The sequence below is a fragment of the Mucilaginibacter gossypii genome, from assembly GCF_017569325.2.
Taxonomy (GTDB): domain Bacteria; phylum Bacteroidota; class Bacteroidia; order Sphingobacteriales; family Sphingobacteriaceae; genus Mucilaginibacter; species Mucilaginibacter gossypii.
In genome coordinates this window covers 2,049,289-2,069,461 of the sequence record NZ_CP071878.2, presented here as the reverse complement: position 1 = coordinate 2,069,461, position 20,173 = coordinate 2,049,289, and the positions used below count along the sequence as shown (strand labels likewise).

Below are 20,173 nucleotides of genomic sequence, written 5' to 3'. Positions count from 1 at the left end.
TGATTTTAATCTTTTAATAATTGGTTCACTAATTCAGGTACGCCAACTGTTGCTTTTTCCTGGATTTTAATAACCGGCCCTTTAACATTTACAAAAGGTATATTGGGATCGATAATATACTTTGGCGCCTCGCGGTCAACATAGCCGATTAGCCCTGCCGCCGGGTAGACAGCAAGCGAAGAACCGACAAGCATAAATACATCAGCCCCTGCACATATCGCAGCTGCATGTTCCATCATCGGTACAGCCTCGCCAAACCACACTACATGTGCACGCAATTGCGAGCCTAATTCACAAAGCTCTCCCATTTTAATTTCCCACCCATCGATAGGATAAGTAAGTTCTGGTTTGATACTTGATTGCGAACGGGTAATAATACCGTGCAAATGCACCACATTAGTTGATCCAGCCCTTTCATGCAGGTCATCTATATTTTGAGTAATGATGGTTACCCTATACTTTTCTTCGAGCGCAGCAAGTGCATAGTGGGCCGCATTAGGTTTTGCTTCCAATACAGATTTACGGCGCTCGTTATAAAATTGCTGCACCATAACCGGGTTATGCTCCCAGGCTTCGGGTGTAGCAACATCTTCAATATTATAGCCCTCCCAAAGACCATCGCTGTCCCTGAATGTTTTTAAGCCACTTTCAGCACTGATACCGGCTCCGGTCAATATTACTATGTTTTTCATTTTGATTTAAGTAGAAAGGCTGGTTAGGCCATAAAAAAAGCGGATCGTTTTTCAACAATCCGCTTTAAATTTAAGTTCATTTATCTTATAAAGCCAATTGCTTTTTATCCTGCAAAAAAGTGTACTTATTTTTCGCCAACTCAAAGCCGCCAAAAAGTATTGCACTAAATACCAATGTACCCAATGCCATGTTTTTCTCAAACGGAATAGCCTTAATCAATGATTCACCGTAGCCAGCTAAGGTATGCGGATAAAGCGTGCCGTATAACCATGGCAAATCAGTAATTAACCAATGAATTAAAACTGCTGCAATTGAGCCTAAAAGCACGTTAATAACATTCACCCTTTCAAGCAAAGTACCAACAAGTACCATGAATGCAAAGCATAGGTAAACCCAGACTGCTCCACCATACCATAAAGTTAACTTTCCAGTATACAGGTAATTGATTATAATATCGGTTGAAAACAGCGTAAGCAACACTGTTGCATAACCTTTCCACTTTGAGGTAAAATAAGCACCGCCAAATAACGCAATAGCACCTACCGGATTGAAATTGCTCAATTCTTTATACTTAAATGCTAAAAGCCTGAATGCGGCTGCAACCAGGATCATCAGGATCAGGAACAGGTTGCGGTTGGTGTTATCTTTTGCGGTCATGATTTTATATATGGCGTAAAATTACTTAATAATCCGAACAATAAGCAAACGCTATTTAATTTGATACCTGGCACCAAGCATGAAGTTGATACCGCGTGTGTTATATCCTAACCAGTCTACGTACTTAGTATCTAAAACGTTGTTCAGGTCGCCAAAAACGTTTAGATTTTTGGTTGCCTTGTATTCCAGATGTAAATCTACCAGGTTATAGTGTTTCAATGTAATCGCTTTTGAAGGATAAGTTGAAAAATCCTGATCGGTACGGTTGCCTGTATATTTGTAGTTAACGCCAACCTGAAAATCGTTTAAAACATCGTAACTGATGTTGGCACCCAAAGTATTCTTAGGCCTGCGGTAAAGATTGCTGGTTTGTGCACCGGCTTCGTCGGTTAGCTTGCCTGTTACATAAGCGTAATATGCGGATGCGTGAATTTTATTGTTGCTATATTTTAACTCGGTCTCAAAGCCTTTATCTTTTTGCTCTTGTCCGTTTTTATAAAAAGAAGCGTACGGCGGCTGCGATTCAGAGAAAAAGTAAATTACATCTTTGGTATTACGCTTGAAAAACTGCGTATTGAATAACAATGTATTTTTAACAATTTCCCAGTCAAAGCCTGCTTCGTATGATGTGGTGATCTCAGGATTTAATTTAGGATTGCCATACTGAGAAAACAACTGATATAACGAAGGTGATTTGAACGCCGAAGCTATTGTACCAAAAATCTTAAACTGATCGGCAAGGTATAACGATGGGTTGATGGTGTAGGTAAACTTGTCGCCATATTTACTATGGTTATTGTATCTGCCGCCTAACTCCATATGAAAGATATCGTATTTGAAAAACAACGAAGTATAAGCGCTGAATATGTTATTAGTAGCATCACCGGCTTTGATAATACTTGCTGGTGCCTGGTAAGCTGTTGACTCATACAGACTATACTGGCTTGTATTGCTGTATTTAAAACCTGCACCGCTGGTAATGTCCAAATACTTATTCAGTTCATAATTAAACACAGCTTCGGCATTGGTTATACGTCCTGTATTTTTTGTAACCTGGTGGGTTCCGCCATTGTCAGACGGAAGATTGGTGAAATCATTTTGAACCGTATTTTGCGACAGGTTCACGTTCAGGTTACCTTTAGGAAAAATCAGTTTTGCACCTACGCCTCCAAATAAAAAGGTGTTTTTATACGTGTAATCGTTATCATTAGTAAAAGCACCATAAGGCAGGTCGCCAGTGTTGTGGCTTACCTGCAGGTTTCCATTAAGAATAAATTTAGATGAGACATTTTGGCTCAGGTTCACACTGGCCGAACGTTGGTGAAAACCATCTTTCTTAAAATCGCCTTTGCCAGTGGTATCTGTAGCCGCGGCAAAGCCTTTTGAATCGGTATTTGACAGGTTAATGGCTATGCCTGTATTTTTCACCTGTCCAATTAATGAGGCCGACTCTTTAAACGTATTATAGCTGCCGCCTGTTAACTGCAAACCACCGGTCAATCCCTGTTGTTTAGCTTTTTTTATGATGATATTAATAACGCCTGCTACAGCATCAGAACCATAAAGCGTTGAACCACTTCCTTTCAAAATCTCGATATGATCTATCAAATCCACCGAAAGGGCATTAAGATCATAGCTGCCGTCTATACCGGATGCGTTATTTACCGGGAAGCCATCAACCAGGATAAGGGTATTGCCAGATGAAGCTCCGCGCAGGAAAACCGATGTGCTGATACCGGGGGCATTATTTGCACCTGAAAAAGTTATACCGGCAACCGTATTTAATAATTGAGGTAATGATTTACCCTGCGATTTATTGATTTCATCTGCAGAGATTATTGTAACAACGCGGCCAATGTCTGACAGTTTTTTAGGCGAACGGCTTGCAGTTACTACTACCGTATTGAGTGTGCGTGTGGTATCCTGTGCATATGCTGCTGAGGTAGATAAACCAACAGCTAACAAACCGAATCCCAAAGTAATTTTAGCGTACTTTTTTTCCATGTATGATTGATATGTGTAAAATAATAATGCAGCCTTAATAGCATACACGGAAATGAATAAAATGAAAACACGCCAAACGAAGAGCATTCACATTCAAGCTTCAATCCCCGAAAGCTATGAATAACATATAATGCCTTGGCAGGTCTTCTGACTTGCTCCCCTTTTGCCTGGCCTTCCCCCCTGTTTTACAGTAAGTGGCTATATAGATTTGGCAACGGTTATGGAACTTACAGCTGCGGGACAGTTACGGATTTACACCGTATTCCCTTTTAATTCATTAAGCAAATAATGAAACCTAAAGCGCTGCAAAAGTACAATAAGTATCCGTTAACCTCAAATTACATAACTATATTTATCATGATGAAATATCTCTGTATTTTACTGCTGATCATGAGCACACTTAACGGTTTTGCCCAACAACCCGATACCGTTTTTTTTAAGGGCTTATTACATGAACATCCTGAATTATTTTCAGGTATCCTAAACCATCCCACACAAAATGAAGTACAGATACTATACACCCGGATAGACAGGGATAGAAACAACACCCCTCACTTTACCTCATATAGTTATCACCTCAACGCGCAGCATTATTTTTATCCGGCGAGTACAGTAAAACTTCCTACAGCCATATTTGCCCTTGAAAAGTTGAATGAGCTGAAGGTGCAAGGCTTAAACCCCAAGTCGGTGATGATTACAGATAGCTCATTTTCCGGCCAAACCAAGGTACGTGTGGACACATCATCTGCAACAGGTCTCCCATCTATTGAAAACTACATTAAAAAAATCTTGCTGGTGAGCGATAACGATGCGTACAACCGCCTGTACGAATTTGTTGGCCGGGCGGAGATCAATCAAAAACTAAAAAAATATCACCTTAATAACACTCGTATTGTAGGCAGGCTGGCTATTGGCGATGCGGGAGAAAGCACCCGGCATACCAACCCTATTGATTTTTATAACGGCGATAAATTGATTTATCAGAAACCTGCATTATATGATGCCTCGAACTACCCTATGCACCTGGAAAATATGTTGCAGGGCAAAGCCTATTTAGATAGCAGCGACCGGCTCGTCAATAAACCGCTTGACTTTTCTGAAAAGAATATTTACGCTCTTGCCGATCAGCAGATGGTGCTTAAACGATTGTTATTCCCTGAAACTTTCCCAAAAGCTGAGCGCTTTAACTTAACAGCAGACGACTATCGCTTCATTTATCGTTACATGAGCACCTTCCCCACCGAAAACACTAAACCTACTTATCACCGCCCCGAATATTTTCCAGCTTATTGCAAGTTTTTGTTTTATGGCGGGGATAGCACGGCAGTTATTAATCCCAATATCAGGATCTTTAATAAAGTTGGCGATAGCTATGGTTATGATATTGATAATGCATATATCGTAGATTTTAAAAACAATGTTGAGTTTATGCTCAGTGCAGTCGTGCAATCAAATGAAGATGGGATACTGAACGATAATAAATACGAGTACACAACGGTATGCCTGCCTTTCCTGAAAAACCTTGGCCAGGTGATATACCAATATGAACTCAAACGCCCTAAAAAATACCTGCCCCATTTAACTAAATTTAAATTTACCTATAGCAAAAAGCAATAAAATTCACTTCTGGAAAACTTAGTAGCCCTAAAGGTGTTTTAAAAACGATAACTATTTAAAAACCTATGGCAACTACAATAGTAAAATATACCGACAACTTCCCTGTGCTTTATGGAGATGACCGCATAAACCTGAATTGGCCCGAACGCTTTACGTCCATCGCAGGTGGTATGAAGCTCGGTTTCTCAGGTTTTAAAAATATTTTCAAAAATCCATTTGCAAGTATCGTAAAAATAGGTGCCGGTGGCTATTTGTTAAACAGGGGCATCACAGGGCATTGTGAGCTTTACAAACGTATTGGTAAACTATCCACCAATCCCATAAATGTAAATATTCGTTCGTCGTTTATTGTGAATAAACCCCGGCAAAAGGTTTATGAATTTTGGCGCAAGCTGGATAACCTGCCCCTTTTTATGAAACACCTGGAAAGTGTGGAGGTCATCGACTCTAAATATTCACACTGGGTTTTGAAGCTTCCCAAAAATGTAGCTACAATCAGCTGGCATGCCGAAATTGTCCATGACGAACCTAATGAAGTGATCGGCTGGAGTTCGCTGTCTGATTCAATGATTAACAATGCCGGTAAAGTACGCTTTCAGGATACGGTTGATGGGCAGGGTACCATTGTTGATGTAGTCATCAGCTATCAGCCTCCGGCAGGTGGTGTAGGCGCAGGCATAGCCAAAATACTAAACCCGGTATTCAAAAATATGGTTGATAAGGATATTCAAAACTTTAAACAGTATATGGATATCAATAACGATCCGGATGAATTTGTTGAAGTAATTGTCGTCAAATAAAAAAATAACACCTTTACCCCAGGGCGCTCAGGTAATGCGAGCGCCTTTATTTCTCACAACAATAGCATCATTTACGGGTGTATTTTGATTTGAGTTTTAGAAAACGCCGTTCATAAAGATAATACGATAATAAAGGGACAGTAATCAAACTCAATACATTGTAAGGAAATATGCTTAATAGCATTTTACTATCCCGGCCAGTAAATAACTGCTGCCATATGTATATGCCATACGATAGAATACCAATAAATGACAGAAATTTATTGTTTAACACCTTAAAAATCCAATCGTTTGCGGGTATGATATTGCTTAAAATTAAATAGCCGGTAATGACCGAAATCGCCAGGTTTACGTACAGTGATTTTAAGGTATAAAATTCGTCAAAGTGTAATCCAAACATTAACATTATAGCCAAAATATTGCCGGCTACCTTTGTTTGTTTGAGCCAAATTACCTTCAAAGTTTCTTTGGACGCCATCAACGCAAAAAAACAGCCGACACCGATTGATTGAAACTTTATAAAATAGTGAGTAAAACCGTAAATAATGCCACGATTCAAAACGGGAACAAACTGTTGCACTGTACACAATAGCGGCAATGTGAATACAATGCTGATAATGATATAATAAAATGCAGTTCTGTTGATCTTTAAAATAAAAGGAAAAAGGAGATAAAATTGTTCTTCAACCGATAATGACCAATAGTGACTAAAGTAATAAGTAAAATCATGGCTGCGGAAATAGCTAAAATTCATTAGATATAATGCAGAGCCAAAAAATTGAATCCAGGAAATGTTTAAACTGTAGAAATGGTTTAATAAAAACACCACTCCAATATATAAATAGGCTAAAGGAAATATTCGCAAAAAACGCCTGATATAAAATTTTTTTAGCGATAAGCCACCTGTTACTTCTTTTTCTTTTAAACATAGGCTCGTAATTAAAAAACCACTTATTACAAAGAAAATGTTTACCCCCAACCCACCATTGAATATTGTAGTATAAAAATGATTATCAGATAACTGAAGGTGGTAAAATACAACCAGGATAATTGAAATGCCGCGAAATCCATTTAAGGAGTAATAATAGTTACTGCGCAATAAGCTGGATAAGACAGGCTGTCCCTCCTTGTGTGATGTCATACCGTAAAAATAGATACTCAAATAATTAAAACAAAAAAGGCCGCAAATTGCGGCCTCTCTCATGCATTACAATGCGATATTATTTTACTGCATCAACAACTGCTTTGAAAGCGTCTGGGTTGTTCATTGCTAAGTCGGCCAATACTTTACGGTTTAAACCGATTTCTTTAGCGGCTAATTTACCCATTAACTGAGAGTAAGAAATTCCGTGCTGACGGGCACCTGCGTTAATACGTTGGATCCATAAAGCCCTGAATTCTCTCTTTTTGGTTTTACGGTCGCGATAAGCGTATTGTAAACCTTTTTCAACTGTGTTTTTTGCGATGGTGTATACCTTGCTACGTGAACCCCAATAACCTTTGGCGAGGTTCATGATCCTTTTCCTGCGTCTTCTCGACGCTACTGCGTTAACTGAACGTGGCATCTTGTGTGTTTTTTGGTAGTGAGTGCCTGCATCTCGTGTGCCGGACTTAAAACTCTAATACCTGGTTTTAAAATTTGTGAATTACTTTCCGATACAAAGCATACGTTTTACGTTACCCATGTCGGCATCAGATACTAAGCTGGTTTGACCAAGGGCACGCTTACGTTTTGTCGACATCTTGGTTAAGATGTGGCTTTTGTATGCGTTTTTTCTTGCGATTTTACCTGTTCCAGTAAGCTTAAAGCGCTTTTTAGCACTGGAATTGGTTTTCATTTTTGGCATAACTCTATTTATTTGTGTTAGATATTAACGTTTCTCAACGTTTTATTTTCAAACCCCGATCCTGAGACCGAGGTTATTTAATTACTTTTTAGCTGCCTTTGGTGCAAGGGTTAAAAACATCCTTTTTCCTTCAAGCTTTGGTAACTGCTCCACTTTACCAACTTCTTCTAATGCCTGGGCAAAGCGAAGTAGTAAGATCTCGCCTTGTTCTTTGTAAACAATTGCACGACCTTTAAAGTGTACGTAAGCCCTTACCTTTTCGCCAGCTTCCAAAAACTTAATGGCATGCTTTAATTTAAACTCAAAGTCATGGTCATCAGTGTTAGGTCCGAAACGGATTTCTTTGATAACCGTTTGCTTGGCATTGCTTTTTATCTCTTTAAGCTTTTTCTTTTGCTCGTAAATAAACTTATTGTAATCAGTTACTTTACAAACCGGTGGTACGGCGTTAGGAGATATTTCAACCAAATCCAATTCCTGCTCCTGCGCTATTGCAAGGGCATCTCTTAATGAGTAAACTCCCTGCTCAACGTTATCACCTACAAGGCGAACTTCCTGAGCCCTAATGAATTGGTTTATGTTATGTTCGGCTTCTTTTTTCTTAAAAGGAAGCCTTGGTCCTCTATTGAAAGGTTTGTTTAATGCCAAGTTATACTGTTATTTCTTTAGTTATTTGTTCTTTAAAATCTTCTATGCTCATACTTCCCAAATCACCGGTACCGTGTTTACGTACAGAAACCAAGCCTTCGGCAGCTTCTTTTTCGCCCACAACCAGCATGTAAGGGATTTTTTTGACTTCAGCATCTCGTATCTTTCTGCCTATTTTCTCGTCCCTGAAGTCGATTAGCCCGCAAATATCGGAATCTTTTAATATATCAGAAACTTTTTTTGCATATTCTTCATATTTTTCTGATATGGGGAGTATAATGAACTGTTCTGGCGATAACCACAGCGGGAAATTACCGGCGCAATGCTCAATTAATACCGCTATAAAGCGTTCCATCGAACCAAACGGAGCCCTGTGGATCATTACCGGGCGGTGTTTTTGGTTATCGCTTCCAGTGTATTCCAGCTCAAAACGCTCGGGCAGGTTATAATCAACCTGGATAGTGCCCAATTGCCATTTACGACCAAGGGCATCTTTCACCATGAAATCGAGCTTAGGGCCATAAAACGCAGCCTCACCTAATTCCACAACTGTAGTCAATCCTTTTTCGGCTGCAGCCTCAATGATAGCGCTTTCTGCCAGGGCCCAGTTTTCATCTGTACCAATGTATTTTGCCCTGTTTTCAGGATCACGTAACGACACCTGAGCAGTGTAGTTTTCAAACCCCAAAGCTTTAAATACATACAATACAAGGTCAATTACTTTTTTAAACTCATCCTTTACCTGGTCCGGACGGCAAAATAAGTGGGCATCATCCTGAGTAAAGCCACGTACACGTGTTAAACCATGCAACTCACCACTTTGCTCATAACGATACACAGTACCAAATTCAGCAAAACGAACCGGCAGATCTTTGTATGAACGCGGTTTTGTTTTATAGATTTCGCAGTGGTGAGGGCAGTTCATCGGCTTTAAGAAAAACTCCTCTCCTTCCTGCGGGGTCTTTATCGGCTGAAATGAATCAGCACCATATTTTTCGTAGTGACCTGATGTTACATACAGGTTTTTATGACCGATATGCGGAGTGATCACTTGCTCATAACCTGCCTTTACCTGTGCTTTTTGTAAAAAGTTCACAAGGCGTTCGCGCAATGCAGTTCCTTTAGGTAACCACAATGGCAAGCCCATGCCTACTTTTTCAGAAAAGGCGAACAGCTCCAGTTCCTTACCCAGTTTGCGGTGATCGCGCTTTTTAGCTTCTTCGATCATGTGCAGATATTCGGTAAGTTCGCTTGCTTTTGGGAAAGTAACGCCGTATATACGGGTTAATTGCTTGCGTGTTTCATCGCCACGCCAGTATGCGCCGGCAAGGCTCATCAACTTAACCGCTTTTATAAAGCCTGTGTTAGGGATATGAGGTCCGCGGCATAAGTCGGTAAAGTTACCTTGAGTATAAAAAGTAATAGCACCATCAGGCAAATCTTTAATCAGATCGAGTTTATACTCATCGCCTTTTTCGGTAAAGTACTCAATAGCATCTGCTTTACTTACTGGTTTGCGGATGTATTCCTCTTTGGTTTTGGCAAGCTCGATCATTTTATCTTCGATCTGCTTAAACTCGTCAGAAGATAAAACCTTGTCGCCAAAATCAACATCGTAATAAAAACCTGTTTCAATAGCCGGACCGATACCAAATTTAGTACCCGGATAAAGGGCTTCCAAAGCTTCGGCCATTAAGTGGGCCGATGAATGCCAGAAAGTTGACTTGCCATCGGCATCGTTCCAGGTTAATAATTTAACATGGGCATCCTGCTCAATAGGGCGACTTGCGTCCCAAACCTGGCCGTCAACTTCGGCTGCTAATACGTTACGCGCTAAGCCTTCAGAAATCGACTGCGCGATTTGCATGGAAGAGATCCCTTTGTCATACTGACGAACGGATCCATCGGGAAGTGTAATGTTAATCATCTACAACTATGATTTAATTTTTATAAAATTACGTTTAAACGGTCACCTACAAAGTGACCCTCATTTTGTGGGTACAAAAATAGAATTTTAAATAGCATTTAACATCAAAGCAGCTTCATAATTTTTGTTTGATAGGGATTTTCAGACTCACACCATGGAAAATAAAATGGGGCGTCTTCATTTTCATATAAATTGAAAATGAAGATGCCCCACCAGTTTATGTATTGAGCCTACTTAAAAGCCTCGTTCGACGGATTTGAATTAACAGATGTTTCTTTAACCTTAAATTCAATTGGTTGCCCAACCAGGATGGCCTTTACAGAGAACGGAATTTTAATACCTCCGTTTATTCCTTCGTAGTTACCAAACTCAACAGTCAGGTCATTTGCCCCTTCAATGGTTTGTTTAAGCTTCAGTCCTGTTTTTTGGCTGTAATAATTATGGATATGAATCTCGGTACCTATATTGATATCAACCTCGTAGGCAAGCTCGTTATTTACCACTCTTAAAATAGGCTGCAGCGTTATATTTTGATTTATCCGTTCATAATCAAGTTCAGGAAACGGGCGGCTTTTAAGTTTGATCATTTTTTTAGCTGCATCATCAAGCTGTACATCCCTGTTAACCTGCCTTGCTTTTATGCTATCACCATTAAGTGTTATATGCGACACAACAAGGTTATTATATGAGGGTACTATTGCTTCCTGGTAGTACTTATCAGGCATTTTATACCGGGTTACCAATTGCACATCAGCGCCTTGTATATTGCCAACTGCCGATGTTTGCAGATCGCGAATATTCTTGAGTTTGTCGGCACCGCCAATGGCATCTAAGTACGCCTTGATCACAGTACTTGCAGTTGTGCCTTGTGGAATTGGAAGCCCGCTGTATGAATTATTTTCGGGGTTAACATCAGGTAAATTATGATCAGGATCGATGGTTGCATAAGCAATTTTCGAGGTCGATTTGTACGGGAAGGTCCAGGTATCGCCGCGCTGCCAGATCTCAGCCGGAAGTTTTACAATGCCGGTTTTTCCGTTCTCTTCTTTAATTGATATGGTAACCGGCAATGCCATTTCTTCCAGGTTTACAATGGTGATCATAGCACCTTTGGTGGCATCATTATCAGGATATGAAATATCCTTTATACCCTGATCAACTTTCCAGGTGGTGAAAAACCATTCGTTCCAAAACCAGCTCAGGTCCTCACCTGCGGCATTATCCATCGTATGGAAAAAATCCCAGGGGGTTGGATGTTTAAAAGCCCAGCGTTTGATATAGGTTTTAAATGCATAATCAAAACGCTCTTCACCTAAGATCTGTTCGCGTAAAATAGTTAATCCTAAGGCCGGTTTTTCATAAGCAGCAACTGCTAAAAAATCCTCCTGTATCACATCGGGCGTATTCATAATAGCCTCAGCACCTGGGCTAAATAAATAAGCGGCACTTTTTTGCTGATCGGGCTTTTCATAATATTCACCCTTGTTAAATACCTTGGTATCAACATTATTTAAAAAGGTGTTAAAACCCTCGTCCATCCAGGCGTATTTACGCTCATTTGATCCAACAATCATCGGGAACCAATTGTGGCCAAACTCATGATTGGTAACTTCCCACAAACCTCCGTTTTGATTATTTGAGCCACAAAATACTATACCCGGGTACTCCATCCCTCCTACTATACCGGCCACATTAGTAGCTACAGGATAAGTATATTCAAACCATTTATCACTATACAATTCAATGGCGGCTTTAACATATTCGGTTGAGCGGCCGTACGAATTATTCCCTTTAGCCTCAACTGGATAAACTGATTGTGCAAGAGCTTTTTTACCACTCGGCAAATTGATCCGCGCAGCATCCCAAATGAATGCTTTTGACGCAGCCCAGGCCACATCACGGGCGTTTTTACACATAAAATGCCAGGTAAGCGTCGACTTTTTTGGGTAATCGTTATTACGTAAAATATCAGTCGAATCTTTGATGATAACTGTTTTATCACTCTTACGGGCTTCGGCCAAGCGGTTTATCGAGGTAGGTGATAATACTTCAGCAGGGTTAAGCAGTTCGCCCGATCCTGCTACAACCAAACTTGCAGGCGCGGTAATAGTATAATCAAAATTGCCGTACTCCAGGTAAAACTCGCTTGCACCAAGATATGGTATGGTGTTCCATCCGGTTACATCGTCGTAAACTTCCATGCGTGGGTACCACTGCGCAATTTCATAGATCCAGCCATTTTTAGTATGCTGACGGCCCATTCTGTCGGTACCATATTCGGGAATATCAAAACCGTATTCAATCTTGATCTGTAATTTGCTCCCGGCCGCGCGTAACGAATCTTTAAGCTTGATCTGCATACGGGTGTCAGTGATCAGGTAATCGGCTTTCAGCGTTTTGCCTTTATTAATGATATAAACCGATTTTATTTCGCCACCCTTCGTATATGATTTATTTGCGAACCTTCCACCCGAAACATTGCTTGTTGCTTCGGCACGCGAATCATCCTTGTAAATATTCTGATCTACCTGGAGCCACAAAAAGCCCAGCGCATCCGGGCTGTTATTAGTGTAAGTAATTAAAGTGCTGCCTTCTATCCGGTGTTTAGCGGTATCAAGCGTAACATCAAGCTTATAATCGGCCCGGTTTTGCCAATATTTTGGACCTGGAGCACCACTGGCCGTCCTGAACTCACCGCCCCTTTCAGGGTAAAATATAGGGTTAAATACTTTATGCTGATCATACTTAGGTGCTGCCTGATCTGCATTTTGTGCTTTTACTTCACCGGCATAAATGCCTAAAACCAATAACAACGCGGCTTTGTAGAATTTCATTAACTGTGTTTTAATTGTGAGGGAAAGATATTAAAATATATTTGACTTGAAACGTAATTGCTTGGTTACGTAGTATCAGGCTCATTGGTTTATAACAATTACGAGTAAACTATTTTGCTAAAATGACCGTTGATACATTGTTGCAAATCAATCCCTATTTTTTATATTTTTGCGGATGATTTACGGCACATACAGTCGTTGATCGCAGCCCTAATAAATGGATATATCAGTTGTAGTACCTCTTTACGATGAAGTAGAGTCGTTACCCGAATTAACCTCTTGGATTAGCCGGGTAATGGACGAAAACCGTTTTACTTACGAGATAATTTTGGTTGACGATGGCAGCAAGGACGGATCATGGGAAATGATCAGAAAGCTGCAAACCGGTAATCCTTTTATCAAAGGCATTAAATTCAGGCGTAATTATGGTAAATCCGCAGCCCTTAACACCGGTTTTATCGCTGCTAAAGGGAATGTGGTAATCACCATGGATGCCGATTTGCAGGATAGTCCGGATGAGATCCCGGAACTTTACCGCCGGATAACTGAAGAGAAATACGACCTTGTTTCGGGCTGGAAAGCAAAAAGGCACGACCCATTGAGCAAAACTATACCTACCAAACTATTCAACGCGGCAACCCGTCGTATGAGTGGCATCCATAACCTGCATGATTTTAATTGCGGTTTAAAAGCCTATCGTAATGTTGTAGTTAAAAACATTGAAATTTATGGCGAAATGCACCGTTATATCCCGGTGCTGGCCAAGTGGGCAGGTTTTACCAAAATTGGCGAACAGGTTGTTGAGCACCGCCCCCGCAAATATGGCAAAACCAAGTTTGGCTTAAGCCGGTTTATCAATGGCTTTCTTGATCTGCTTTCAATTTTCTTTGTAGGTAAATTTGGCAAGCGTCCGATGCACTTTTTTGGTACGCTGGGCACATTAAGCTTTTTTACGGGTTTGGTTATGGCCATCTGGATAATTTGGGAAAAGCTTTACAATATAGCACACAATCTAAAATACAGGGATGTAACCACGAGCCCGTTATTTTATATAGCACTGGTAGCCATTATATTGGGCTCGCAATTGTTTTTAACGGGCTTTGTTGCCGAGCTTGTATCGCGCAGCGCAAGCGAACGCAATCATTACCAAATCGAGGAAACAATTTAATTAGATGTGCGGATATGCAGATTTCAGATGTGCAGATGAAAATCCATAAATCATCAGCCATAACTAAAACAATCTGCACATTTGCACATTTGGAATTTGCACACCTATCTATAAAACATGTTTTTTTCCATCATCATTCCTTTATATAACCGACCGCAGGAAATTAAAGAACTGCTGGAAAGTCTCACCTTGCAAACCTATCGCAATTTTGAGGTTTTGGTTATTGAAGATGGTTCTGTAAATGATGCTGAAGCCATAGTAAATACCTTTACCGATAAGCTTAACCTGCGTTATTTTAAAAAACGGAATGAAGGCCAGGGTTTCGCACGTAATTTTGGTTTTGAGCGTGCCAAAGGCGATTACTTTGTAATTTTTGATTCAGACTGCCTGATCCCTCCTGCTTACCTGCAAATTGTTAATGATTCGTTGGCGGCAAATTACCTTGATGCCTACGGCGGACCCGATGGTGCACATGAATCTTTTACTCCTACACAAAAAGCCATAAGCTATTCTATGACCTCCCCTTTTACTACCGGAGGCATTCGTGGTAATAAAAAAGGTATAGGGCAGTTTCACCCGCGTAGTTTTAACATGGGTGTTTCAAGGCAGGCCTGGGAAAAAGCAGGTGGTTTTATTATTACCCGTCTTGGTGAAGATATTGAATACAGTATCAGGATCCATTCACTAGGCTTTAAAATTGGGTTGATTCCCGACGCTATTGTTTACCATAAACGGCGTACTAACTTTTACCAGTTTTATAAGCAACTGCACTTTTTTGGGAGGGCCCGCATCAACATATCTAAGTTTTTTCCTCAAGAGTTAAAGCTGGTTCATTTTTTTCCGGCTGCTTTTACAGTGGGTGTTATCCTTACTATTATTCTAAACCTATTTGGCTCTGTATTAGCACCTGTAGGTAATTTTATACTGTTGATTTTCACTTTGTTAATTTTTTTCCATGCCTGGTGGAAAAATAAATCGGTAAAAATCGCATTTTTGAGCATTATAGCTGCCTTCACACAACTTATTGCCTACGGGTTAGGATTTATACAGGATTTTTGGAAGCGGAAAGTTTTAAGTAGATCATAAGCAATATGTACCACCCCTTTTCTGTAGCGGAGACCATTAAAACCGCATGGAATATTTTAAAGAAGAATTTTGCCATAATCTCGGTCTATTCGGTAGTTGCCATGATATTTGTGTTCATATCAGGCTTTGCCGTATTTTATTTTGATGATAATGCAATGGTGAGTTCTATTGGCTTTGTTGTGTTACTGGTTGAAATAACTTTCATATTCTTAGCATTTATAAAGCTGGTATTCAGATTAATGGACAAAGAATACTATGATTTTGATTTTAGCGAGATCATTCCTAAAATCAGGATGCTGGTAAGCTATCTTACGTTACTGGTACTGGTGAGTACATTAGCCGTTTTTGCAACCCACTTGGTTGAAGGTTTAAAAGAGGGTTTCGCCCGGGATTTTTTCAAATTTATTATCGGACTTATTGTTCAGTTCTTTTTCCTGTTCTATTTTCCTATTTGCACCTGTTTCATTGTTGATGACGCGTCGGGGCCGATAGAATCAGTACAACAAAGCTTTTATTTGATAAAGGGGAATTTTTTAAAATATTTCTTGATCTTCATTATAATCGAAATATTGATGCTGGTTGCAGCAATCACCGTTGTAGGGTTAATAATAGCTATTCCATTTGCTAATATAATTTTGATGGCAGCCTATCGCAAACTGGTTTATAGCCACCTTGATGTGGATGATGACCTATCTGAAACCAATTAAAAATGGGATTTAAATCTGCATTAAGTAAAGTATTTGCTGCCTTTGTTAATCGGGAATTAAATAAGGTTCGTAAAAACGCGGTTGCATTTCAGCAAAAGGCGTTTACAGATCTGGTGCATGCGGCCAAAGACACCAGTTTTGGTAAAGATCATCAGTTTGAAAAGATCAACAACTACGAGGATTTTAAACGATTGGTACCTGTACATGACTATGAAGACCTTCGCCCCTATATCGACCGAGTGGTTAATGGCGAGGAGGATGTGCTGTGGCCCGGCAAACCTGCTTATCTCGCCAAAACATCCGGTACAACATCCGGGGTAAAATATATCCCCATCTCTAAAGAAAGCATGCCGGAGCATATCAAAGCGGCACGTAATGCTTTGCTAAGCTATATCCACGAAACCGGTAACGCTGATTTTGTTGATGGCAAGTTGATATTTTTGCAGGGCAGTCCCATTTTAGCCGAAAAGCATGGCATTTCAACAGGCAGGCTTTCGGGCATAGTTGCACATCATGTTCCGGCTTATCTGCAAAAAAATCGCCTGCCGAGCTATGAAACCAACTGCATAGAAGACTGGGAACAAAAAGTTGATGCCATTGTAGACGAAACTTTTAATGAAGATATGCGCCTCATCAGCGGGATCCCTCCCTGGTGCCAGATGTATTTCGACAGGCTTTCGGCTAAAGCAGGTGGTAAAAAGATAAAAGACATTTTCCCAAACTTTAAGCTTTATGTTTACGGAGGGGTTAACTATGAGCCTTACCGCGCCCGTATTGAGGAAAGTATCGGTTTCAAGATCGATTCGATAGAAACCTACCCAGCATCCGAAGGCTTCATCGCGTTCCAGGATTCGCAAAAAGAAAAAGGCCTTTTATTATTAGTTGATTCTGGGATCTTCTACGAATTCATCCCATCCGAAGAGTATTTTAATGAAAGCCCAACCCGCATTAATATTAAAGATGTAGAGTTGAATAGAAACTACGCGCTCATCATGAACACCAGCGCTGGTTTATGGGGCTATAGCATAGGCGATACGATTAAATTTGTTTCAAAAGATCCGTATCGTATTGTGGTGACCGGCCGCATTAAGCATTATATATCGGCTTTTGGCGAACATGTTATAGGCGAAGAAGTGGAGCATGCATTAATGAGTGTGGCTAAAGAAGAAGGCATTGACGTAGTTGAATTTACCGTTGCACCCCAGGTTAACCCGGCAGCGGGGCAATTACCTTACCATGAATGGTTTATTGAGTTTGGTACAGCCCCTGACAATCTTCAGGCTTTCGCCATAAAAGTGGACAAAGCGTTGCAGAATAAAAATATTTACTATTTTGACCTGATTGAAGGTAACATTTTGCAACCTTTGGTGATCCAAAGCCTGCAAAAAGATGCTTTTATAAATTATATGCGTTCGAAAGGCAAGCTTGGCGGGCAAAACAAAGTACCAAGGCTATCAAACGACAGGAAGATTGCCGAAGGATTAAAGAGTTTTATAAAATAAAGATACTTGAGTAACCAGATAAAAAACATTGCCATTCTTGGCTCAACAGGCAGCATCGGTACACAAACGCTTGATGTAATAAAGTGGAACAGCAATTTATTCAGGGCGTTTTTGCTCACAGCACATTCTAATGCCGAATTGCTCATTAGCCAGGCTATTGAGTTTGTGCCGGAATATGCCATTATCTGTGATCAAAGCAAATACCAGGAAGTTAAACAGGCTTTAGCGCATTTGCCTATACAGGTACTTGCCGGTCACCAGGCTATCATTGATACAGTAACGCATCCCGAAATTGCGGTTGTGCTAACTGCCATGGTAGGCTTTGCCGGCCTGGAGCCAACAATTGCGGCTATTAAAGCCGGTAAAGACATTGCCCTCGCTAACAAAGAAACATTGGTTGTTGCCGGCGATATCATAACCGCTTTGGCGAAACAAAATGCAGTTCAGATTTTACCGGTTGATTCGGAACATTCAGCAATATTTCAAAGCCTTGTTGGTGAGGAGTATAAGTCGATAGAAAAACTGATCATTACCGCATCGGGCGGGCCTTTCCGCGGCCGCGGTCTTGATTTCTTAGCCAACGTTACCCGCGAAGACGCGCTTAAACATCCAAACTGGGTAATGGGCGCCAAAATCACCATCGACTCGGCATCATTAATGAACAAGGGCCTTGAGGTTATTGAAGCCAAATGGCTGTTTGATGTCGAGGCAGATCAGATTGAAGTTGTAGTTCACCCGCAATCTATTATTCACTCACTGGTACAGTTCAGGGATGGATCAATTAAGGCACAATTGGGTTTGCCCGATATGAAGCTTCCTATACAGTATGCTCTCACCTATCCCAACCGGATCGAAACGAATTTTAAACGTTTCAGCTTTGCCGACTACGCTAACCTCACTTTCGAAAAACCAGACATGGAAACTTTCCGTAATCTAAGCTTAGCGTACGCTGCTTTAAAACAGGGAGGTAACATGCCTTGCATTATCAATGCGGCAAATGAAATAGCGGTTGCCGGGTTTCTTGACCGTAAAATTGGCTTTTTAACTATGAGTGGCATCATTGAAGAATGTATGCAGAAAATAAATTTTATTGCAAACCCAACCCTAACCGATTATTTGAATACTGACAAAGAAACACGCATCTTTGCGCAAAATTATATACAGCAACTACCTTCAAAAACATTACAATTTTAATATTACATAGATATAGATAATGAGTATAGTGATCATGGTGGGCCAGCTTATACTGGGCCTTTCAATTTTGATAATCCTGCATGAACTGGGGCATTTCCTGGCGGCACGTGCCTTTGGCATCAAGGTAGAAAAATTCTACCTGTTTTTTGATGCATGGAACGTGAGCCTGTTTAAATTTACATATAAAGGCGTTGAGTATGGCATTGGCTGGTTACCGCTTGGTGGCTATGTTAAAATTGCCGGTATGATTGATGAGTCGATGGATACAGAGCAAATGGCAGGTCCACCGCAGCCGTGGGAATTTCGTTCAAAACCAGCCTGGCAACGCCTTATTGTGATGCTTGGCGGTGTTACTGTCAATGTTATACTGGGAATCCTGATATTTTGGGTGTTAACCATGCGTTTTGGTGATAGTTATATACCTAATTCGGCAGCAAAATACGGTATTGTACCTGGCGAAGTAGGTAAAAAAATAGGCCTTCAAATAGGTGACAAGGTTGTCGCTATCAACGGTAAGCCTTTCGAGCGTTTTGATGACCTTACAAGCCCGCAAGTGCTATTGGATAACACTGTATTTACCGTATTACGCGGCACTCAAACTTTGCAGATCAGCATCCCGCGTACCATCCTAAACGATTTGAACGATCATGACATTGAAGGTTTTATCAGTCGCCTGCCCCGTGCTAAGTTCATTGTTGATTCGTTGGAGCCAGGCAGTAACGCTGTAAAAGCAGGTTTAAAAAAGGGTGACAGCATTGTGATGGCGAATAACCATGCGGTTGTATTTTGGGATGAATTACAAGCTCAGCTATCGGCCAACAAAGGCAAACAGATTGAGTTAGGTATAAAACGTAACCATGAATTGGTTACACTTAAGGCACAGGTTACACCAGAAGGAAAGCTGGGCTTTTACCGTGCAAAAAGCGATTTCCCGGATATCAAAACTATAAAATATGGTTTCTTCGAGGCTTTCCCTATAGGGGCGCAAAGAGCATGGGGAACCTTCAGAGATAATGCCAAAGGAATCGGCAAAATTTTCAGAGGTGATGTTAACCCGGGCAAAGCAGTAAGCGGACCGGTAGCTATAGCCAACCTGTTTGGCGGTACTGTTGATTGGGTTCACTTTTGGACACTGGTAGGCTTCCTTTCGATGGTATTGGCATTAATGAACCTTTTGCCTATTCCAGCTCTTGACGGAGGCCACGCGGTATTCCTGATCATTGAAATGATTAAAGGCAAACCGTTAAGCGATAAGTTCCTTGAACGTGCGCAAATTGTTGGCTTTGTAATATTAGTTACCCTGATGGTATTTGTTTTTGGTAACGATATTGTGAAGCTGGTAATGAAGAAGTGATTAGAAATTAGAGATTAGTTGGCTCCCAAGCATATAATACAAGAAAGGCCTTTCAACCACTGAAAGGCCTTTCTTGTATTATATAAATTTATCAATCAATTGAATAGCTGTACAAATTAGAATTAGCTTTAAGCT

At 40.6% G+C, this 20,173-nt stretch carries 17 protein-coding genes and 1 riboswitch; of the genes, 8 read left to right on the top strand and 9 right to left on the bottom strand.

The genetic code is table 11. From position 1 onward, the window contains the following. Nucleotides 1-5 precede the first annotated feature (5 nt). The 3 genes from J3L18_RS08720 to J3L18_RS08710 all read right to left on the bottom strand — a co-directional run bounded on the left by J3L18_RS08720 (nucleotide 6) and on the right by J3L18_RS08710 (nucleotide 3,354). A complete protein-coding gene (locus J3L18_RS08720) occupies nucleotides 6-692 on the bottom strand; it encodes an SIR2 family NAD-dependent protein deacylase (RefSeq protein ID WP_129570188.1) in 687 nt (228 codons plus the stop codon). 85 nt (nucleotides 693-777) lie between these two features. Beyond that, entirely contained in the window at nucleotides 778-1,350 is a 573-nt protein-coding gene (locus tag J3L18_RS08715; RefSeq protein WP_129570187.1) for a DUF6580 family putative transport protein, read from the bottom strand. 51 nt (nucleotides 1,351-1,401) lie between these two features. Next, nucleotides 1,402-3,354: a TonB-dependent receptor plug domain-containing protein gene (locus J3L18_RS08710; RefSeq protein WP_189549292.1), complete on the bottom strand. Its 1,953-nt coding sequence runs from the start codon at nucleotides 3,352-3,354 to the stop codon at nucleotides 1,402-1,404. Nucleotides 3,355-3,474: 120 nt separating this feature from the next. Then, a riboswitch (cobalamin riboswitch) is annotated at nucleotides 3,475-3,669 on the bottom strand. Here J3L18_RS08710 and J3L18_RS08705 point away from each other — a divergent pair. Both J3L18_RS08705 and J3L18_RS08700 read left to right on the top strand, forming a co-directional pair. Continuing rightward, nucleotides 3,643-4,971 carry a serine hydrolase gene (locus J3L18_RS08705; protein WP_223266199.1) on the top strand — a complete coding sequence of 443 codons (1,329 nt, stop codon included), beginning with the start codon at nucleotides 3,643-3,645 and terminating at the stop codon, nucleotides 4,969-4,971. Its footprint overlaps the riboswitch before it by 27 nt. Nucleotides 4,972-5,036: 65 nt before the next feature. After that, the gene (locus J3L18_RS08700) at nucleotides 5,037-5,771 is read left to right on the top strand and encodes an SRPBCC family protein (RefSeq protein WP_112652289.1); all 735 of its coding nucleotides are present in this window, start codon (nucleotides 5,037-5,039) and stop codon (nucleotides 5,769-5,771) included. Between the two features lie 67 nt (nucleotides 5,772-5,838). Here the strand turns inward: J3L18_RS08700 and J3L18_RS08695 are convergent, their stop codons facing one another. The 6 genes from J3L18_RS08695 to J3L18_RS08670 form a co-directional block, all read right to left on the bottom strand. Next, complete coding sequence (locus tag J3L18_RS08695) at nucleotides 5,839-6,933, bottom strand: acyltransferase family protein (protein WP_189549289.1); 1,095 nt, start codon at nucleotides 6,931-6,933, stop codon at nucleotides 5,839-5,841. Nucleotides 6,934-6,991: 58 nt separating this feature from the next. Continuing rightward, on the bottom strand, nucleotides 6,992-7,336 hold the full coding sequence (rplT, locus tag J3L18_RS08690) for a 50S ribosomal protein L20 (protein WP_022829871.1): 345 nt from the start codon (nucleotides 7,334-7,336) through the stop codon (nucleotides 6,992-6,994). A gap of 81 nt (nucleotides 7,337-7,417) precedes the next feature. After that, nucleotides 7,418-7,618: a 50S ribosomal protein L35 gene (gene rpmI, locus J3L18_RS08685; RefSeq protein ID WP_090525627.1), complete on the bottom strand. Its 201-nt coding sequence runs from the start codon at nucleotides 7,616-7,618 to the stop codon at nucleotides 7,418-7,420. 81 nt (nucleotides 7,619-7,699) lie between these two features. Continuing rightward, the gene (infC, locus tag J3L18_RS08680) at nucleotides 7,700-8,266 is read right to left on the bottom strand and encodes a translation initiation factor IF-3 (RefSeq protein WP_090525629.1); all 567 of its coding nucleotides are present in this window, start codon (nucleotides 8,264-8,266) and stop codon (nucleotides 7,700-7,702) included. 1 nt (nucleotide 8,267) lies between these two features. Continuing rightward, the gene (gene thrS / locus J3L18_RS08675) at nucleotides 8,268-10,193 is read right to left on the bottom strand and encodes a threonine--tRNA ligase (RefSeq protein ID WP_129570184.1); all 1,926 of its coding nucleotides are present in this window, start codon (nucleotides 10,191-10,193) and stop codon (nucleotides 8,268-8,270) included. A gap of 230 nt (nucleotides 10,194-10,423) precedes the next feature. Then, entirely contained in the window at nucleotides 10,424-13,027 is a 2,604-nt protein-coding gene (locus J3L18_RS08670) for a M1 family metallopeptidase (RefSeq protein WP_189549287.1), read from the bottom strand. 217 nt (nucleotides 13,028-13,244) lie between these two features. Between J3L18_RS08670 and J3L18_RS08665 the strand changes: the two genes are divergently transcribed. The 6 genes from J3L18_RS08665 to rseP all read left to right on the top strand — a co-directional run bounded on the left by J3L18_RS08665 (nucleotide 13,245) and on the right by rseP (nucleotide 20,038). Continuing rightward, nucleotides 13,245-14,195, top strand: coding sequence for a glycosyltransferase family 2 protein (locus J3L18_RS08665; RefSeq protein WP_129570183.1), 951 nt, complete (start codon nucleotides 13,245-13,247; stop codon nucleotides 14,193-14,195). A gap of 117 nt (nucleotides 14,196-14,312) precedes the next feature. Then, entirely contained in the window at nucleotides 14,313-15,281 is a 969-nt protein-coding gene (locus J3L18_RS08660) for a glycosyltransferase family 2 protein (RefSeq protein WP_112652293.1), read from the top strand. Between the two features lie 5 nt (nucleotides 15,282-15,286). Continuing rightward, nucleotides 15,287-15,988 (top strand): hypothetical protein, encoded by a 702-nt coding sequence (locus J3L18_RS08655; protein ID WP_129570182.1) that lies wholly within the window; start codon nucleotides 15,287-15,289, stop codon nucleotides 15,986-15,988. A gap of 2 nt (nucleotides 15,989-15,990) precedes the next feature. Further along, entirely contained in the window at nucleotides 15,991-17,490 is a 1,500-nt protein-coding gene (locus J3L18_RS08650; protein ID WP_129570181.1) for a GH3 auxin-responsive promoter family protein, read from the top strand. A 6-nt stretch (nucleotides 17,491-17,496) separates the two neighbouring features. After that, nucleotides 17,497-18,684, top strand: a complete 1,188-nt coding sequence (locus J3L18_RS08645) for a 1-deoxy-D-xylulose-5-phosphate reductoisomerase (RefSeq protein WP_223266198.1) — start codon at nucleotides 17,497-17,499, stop codon at nucleotides 18,682-18,684. Between the two features lie 19 nt (nucleotides 18,685-18,703). Next, nucleotides 18,704-20,038, top strand: a complete 1,335-nt coding sequence (rseP, locus tag J3L18_RS08640) for an RIP metalloprotease RseP (RefSeq protein ID WP_129570180.1) — start codon at nucleotides 18,704-18,706, stop codon at nucleotides 20,036-20,038. Nucleotides 20,039-20,173: the final 135 nt, after the last annotated feature.

Bases quoted from the DNA above. Each gene is read 5' to 3' on its own strand.
- J3L18_RS08670 (WP_189549287.1), bottom strand. From the start codon at position 13,027: ATGAAATTCTACAAAGCCGCGTTGTTATTGGTTTTAGGCATTTATGCC.
- J3L18_RS08660 (WP_112652293.1), top strand. From the start codon at position 14,313: ATGTTTTTTTCCATCATCATTCCTTTATATAACCGACCGCAGGAAATT.
- J3L18_RS08655 (WP_129570182.1), top strand. From the start codon at position 15,287: ATGTACCACCCCTTTTCTGTAGCGGAGACCATTAAAACCGCATGGAAT.
- thrS (WP_129570184.1), bottom strand. From the start codon at position 10,193: ATGATTAACATTACACTTCCCGATGGATCCGTTCGTCAGTATGACAAA.
- rpmI (WP_090525627.1), bottom strand. From the start codon at position 7,618: ATGCCAAAAATGAAAACCAATTCCAGTGCTAAAAAGCGCTTTAAGCTT.
- J3L18_RS08710 (WP_189549292.1), bottom strand. From the start codon at position 3,354: ATGGAAAAAAAGTACGCTAAAATTACTTTGGGATTCGGTTTGTTAGCT.
- J3L18_RS08720 (WP_129570188.1), bottom strand. From the start codon at position 692: ATGAAAAACATAGTAATATTGACCGGAGCCGGTATCAGTGCTGAAAGT.
- J3L18_RS08705 (WP_223266199.1), top strand. From the start codon at position 3,643: ATGAAACCTAAAGCGCTGCAAAAGTACAATAAGTATCCGTTAACCTCA.
- rseP (WP_129570180.1), top strand. From the start codon at position 18,704: ATGAGTATAGTGATCATGGTGGGCCAGCTTATACTGGGCCTTTCAATT.
- J3L18_RS08715 (WP_129570187.1), bottom strand. From the start codon at position 1,350: ATGACCGCAAAAGATAACACCAACCGCAACCTGTTCCTGATCCTGATG.
- rplT (WP_022829871.1), bottom strand. From the start codon at position 7,336: ATGCCACGTTCAGTTAACGCAGTAGCGTCGAGAAGACGCAGGAAAAGG.
- J3L18_RS08650 (WP_129570181.1), top strand. From the start codon at position 15,991: ATGGGATTTAAATCTGCATTAAGTAAAGTATTTGCTGCCTTTGTTAAT.
- J3L18_RS08700 (WP_112652289.1), top strand. From the start codon at position 5,037: ATGGCAACTACAATAGTAAAATATACCGACAACTTCCCTGTGCTTTAT.
- J3L18_RS08665 (WP_129570183.1), top strand. From the start codon at position 13,245: ATGGATATATCAGTTGTAGTACCTCTTTACGATGAAGTAGAGTCGTTA.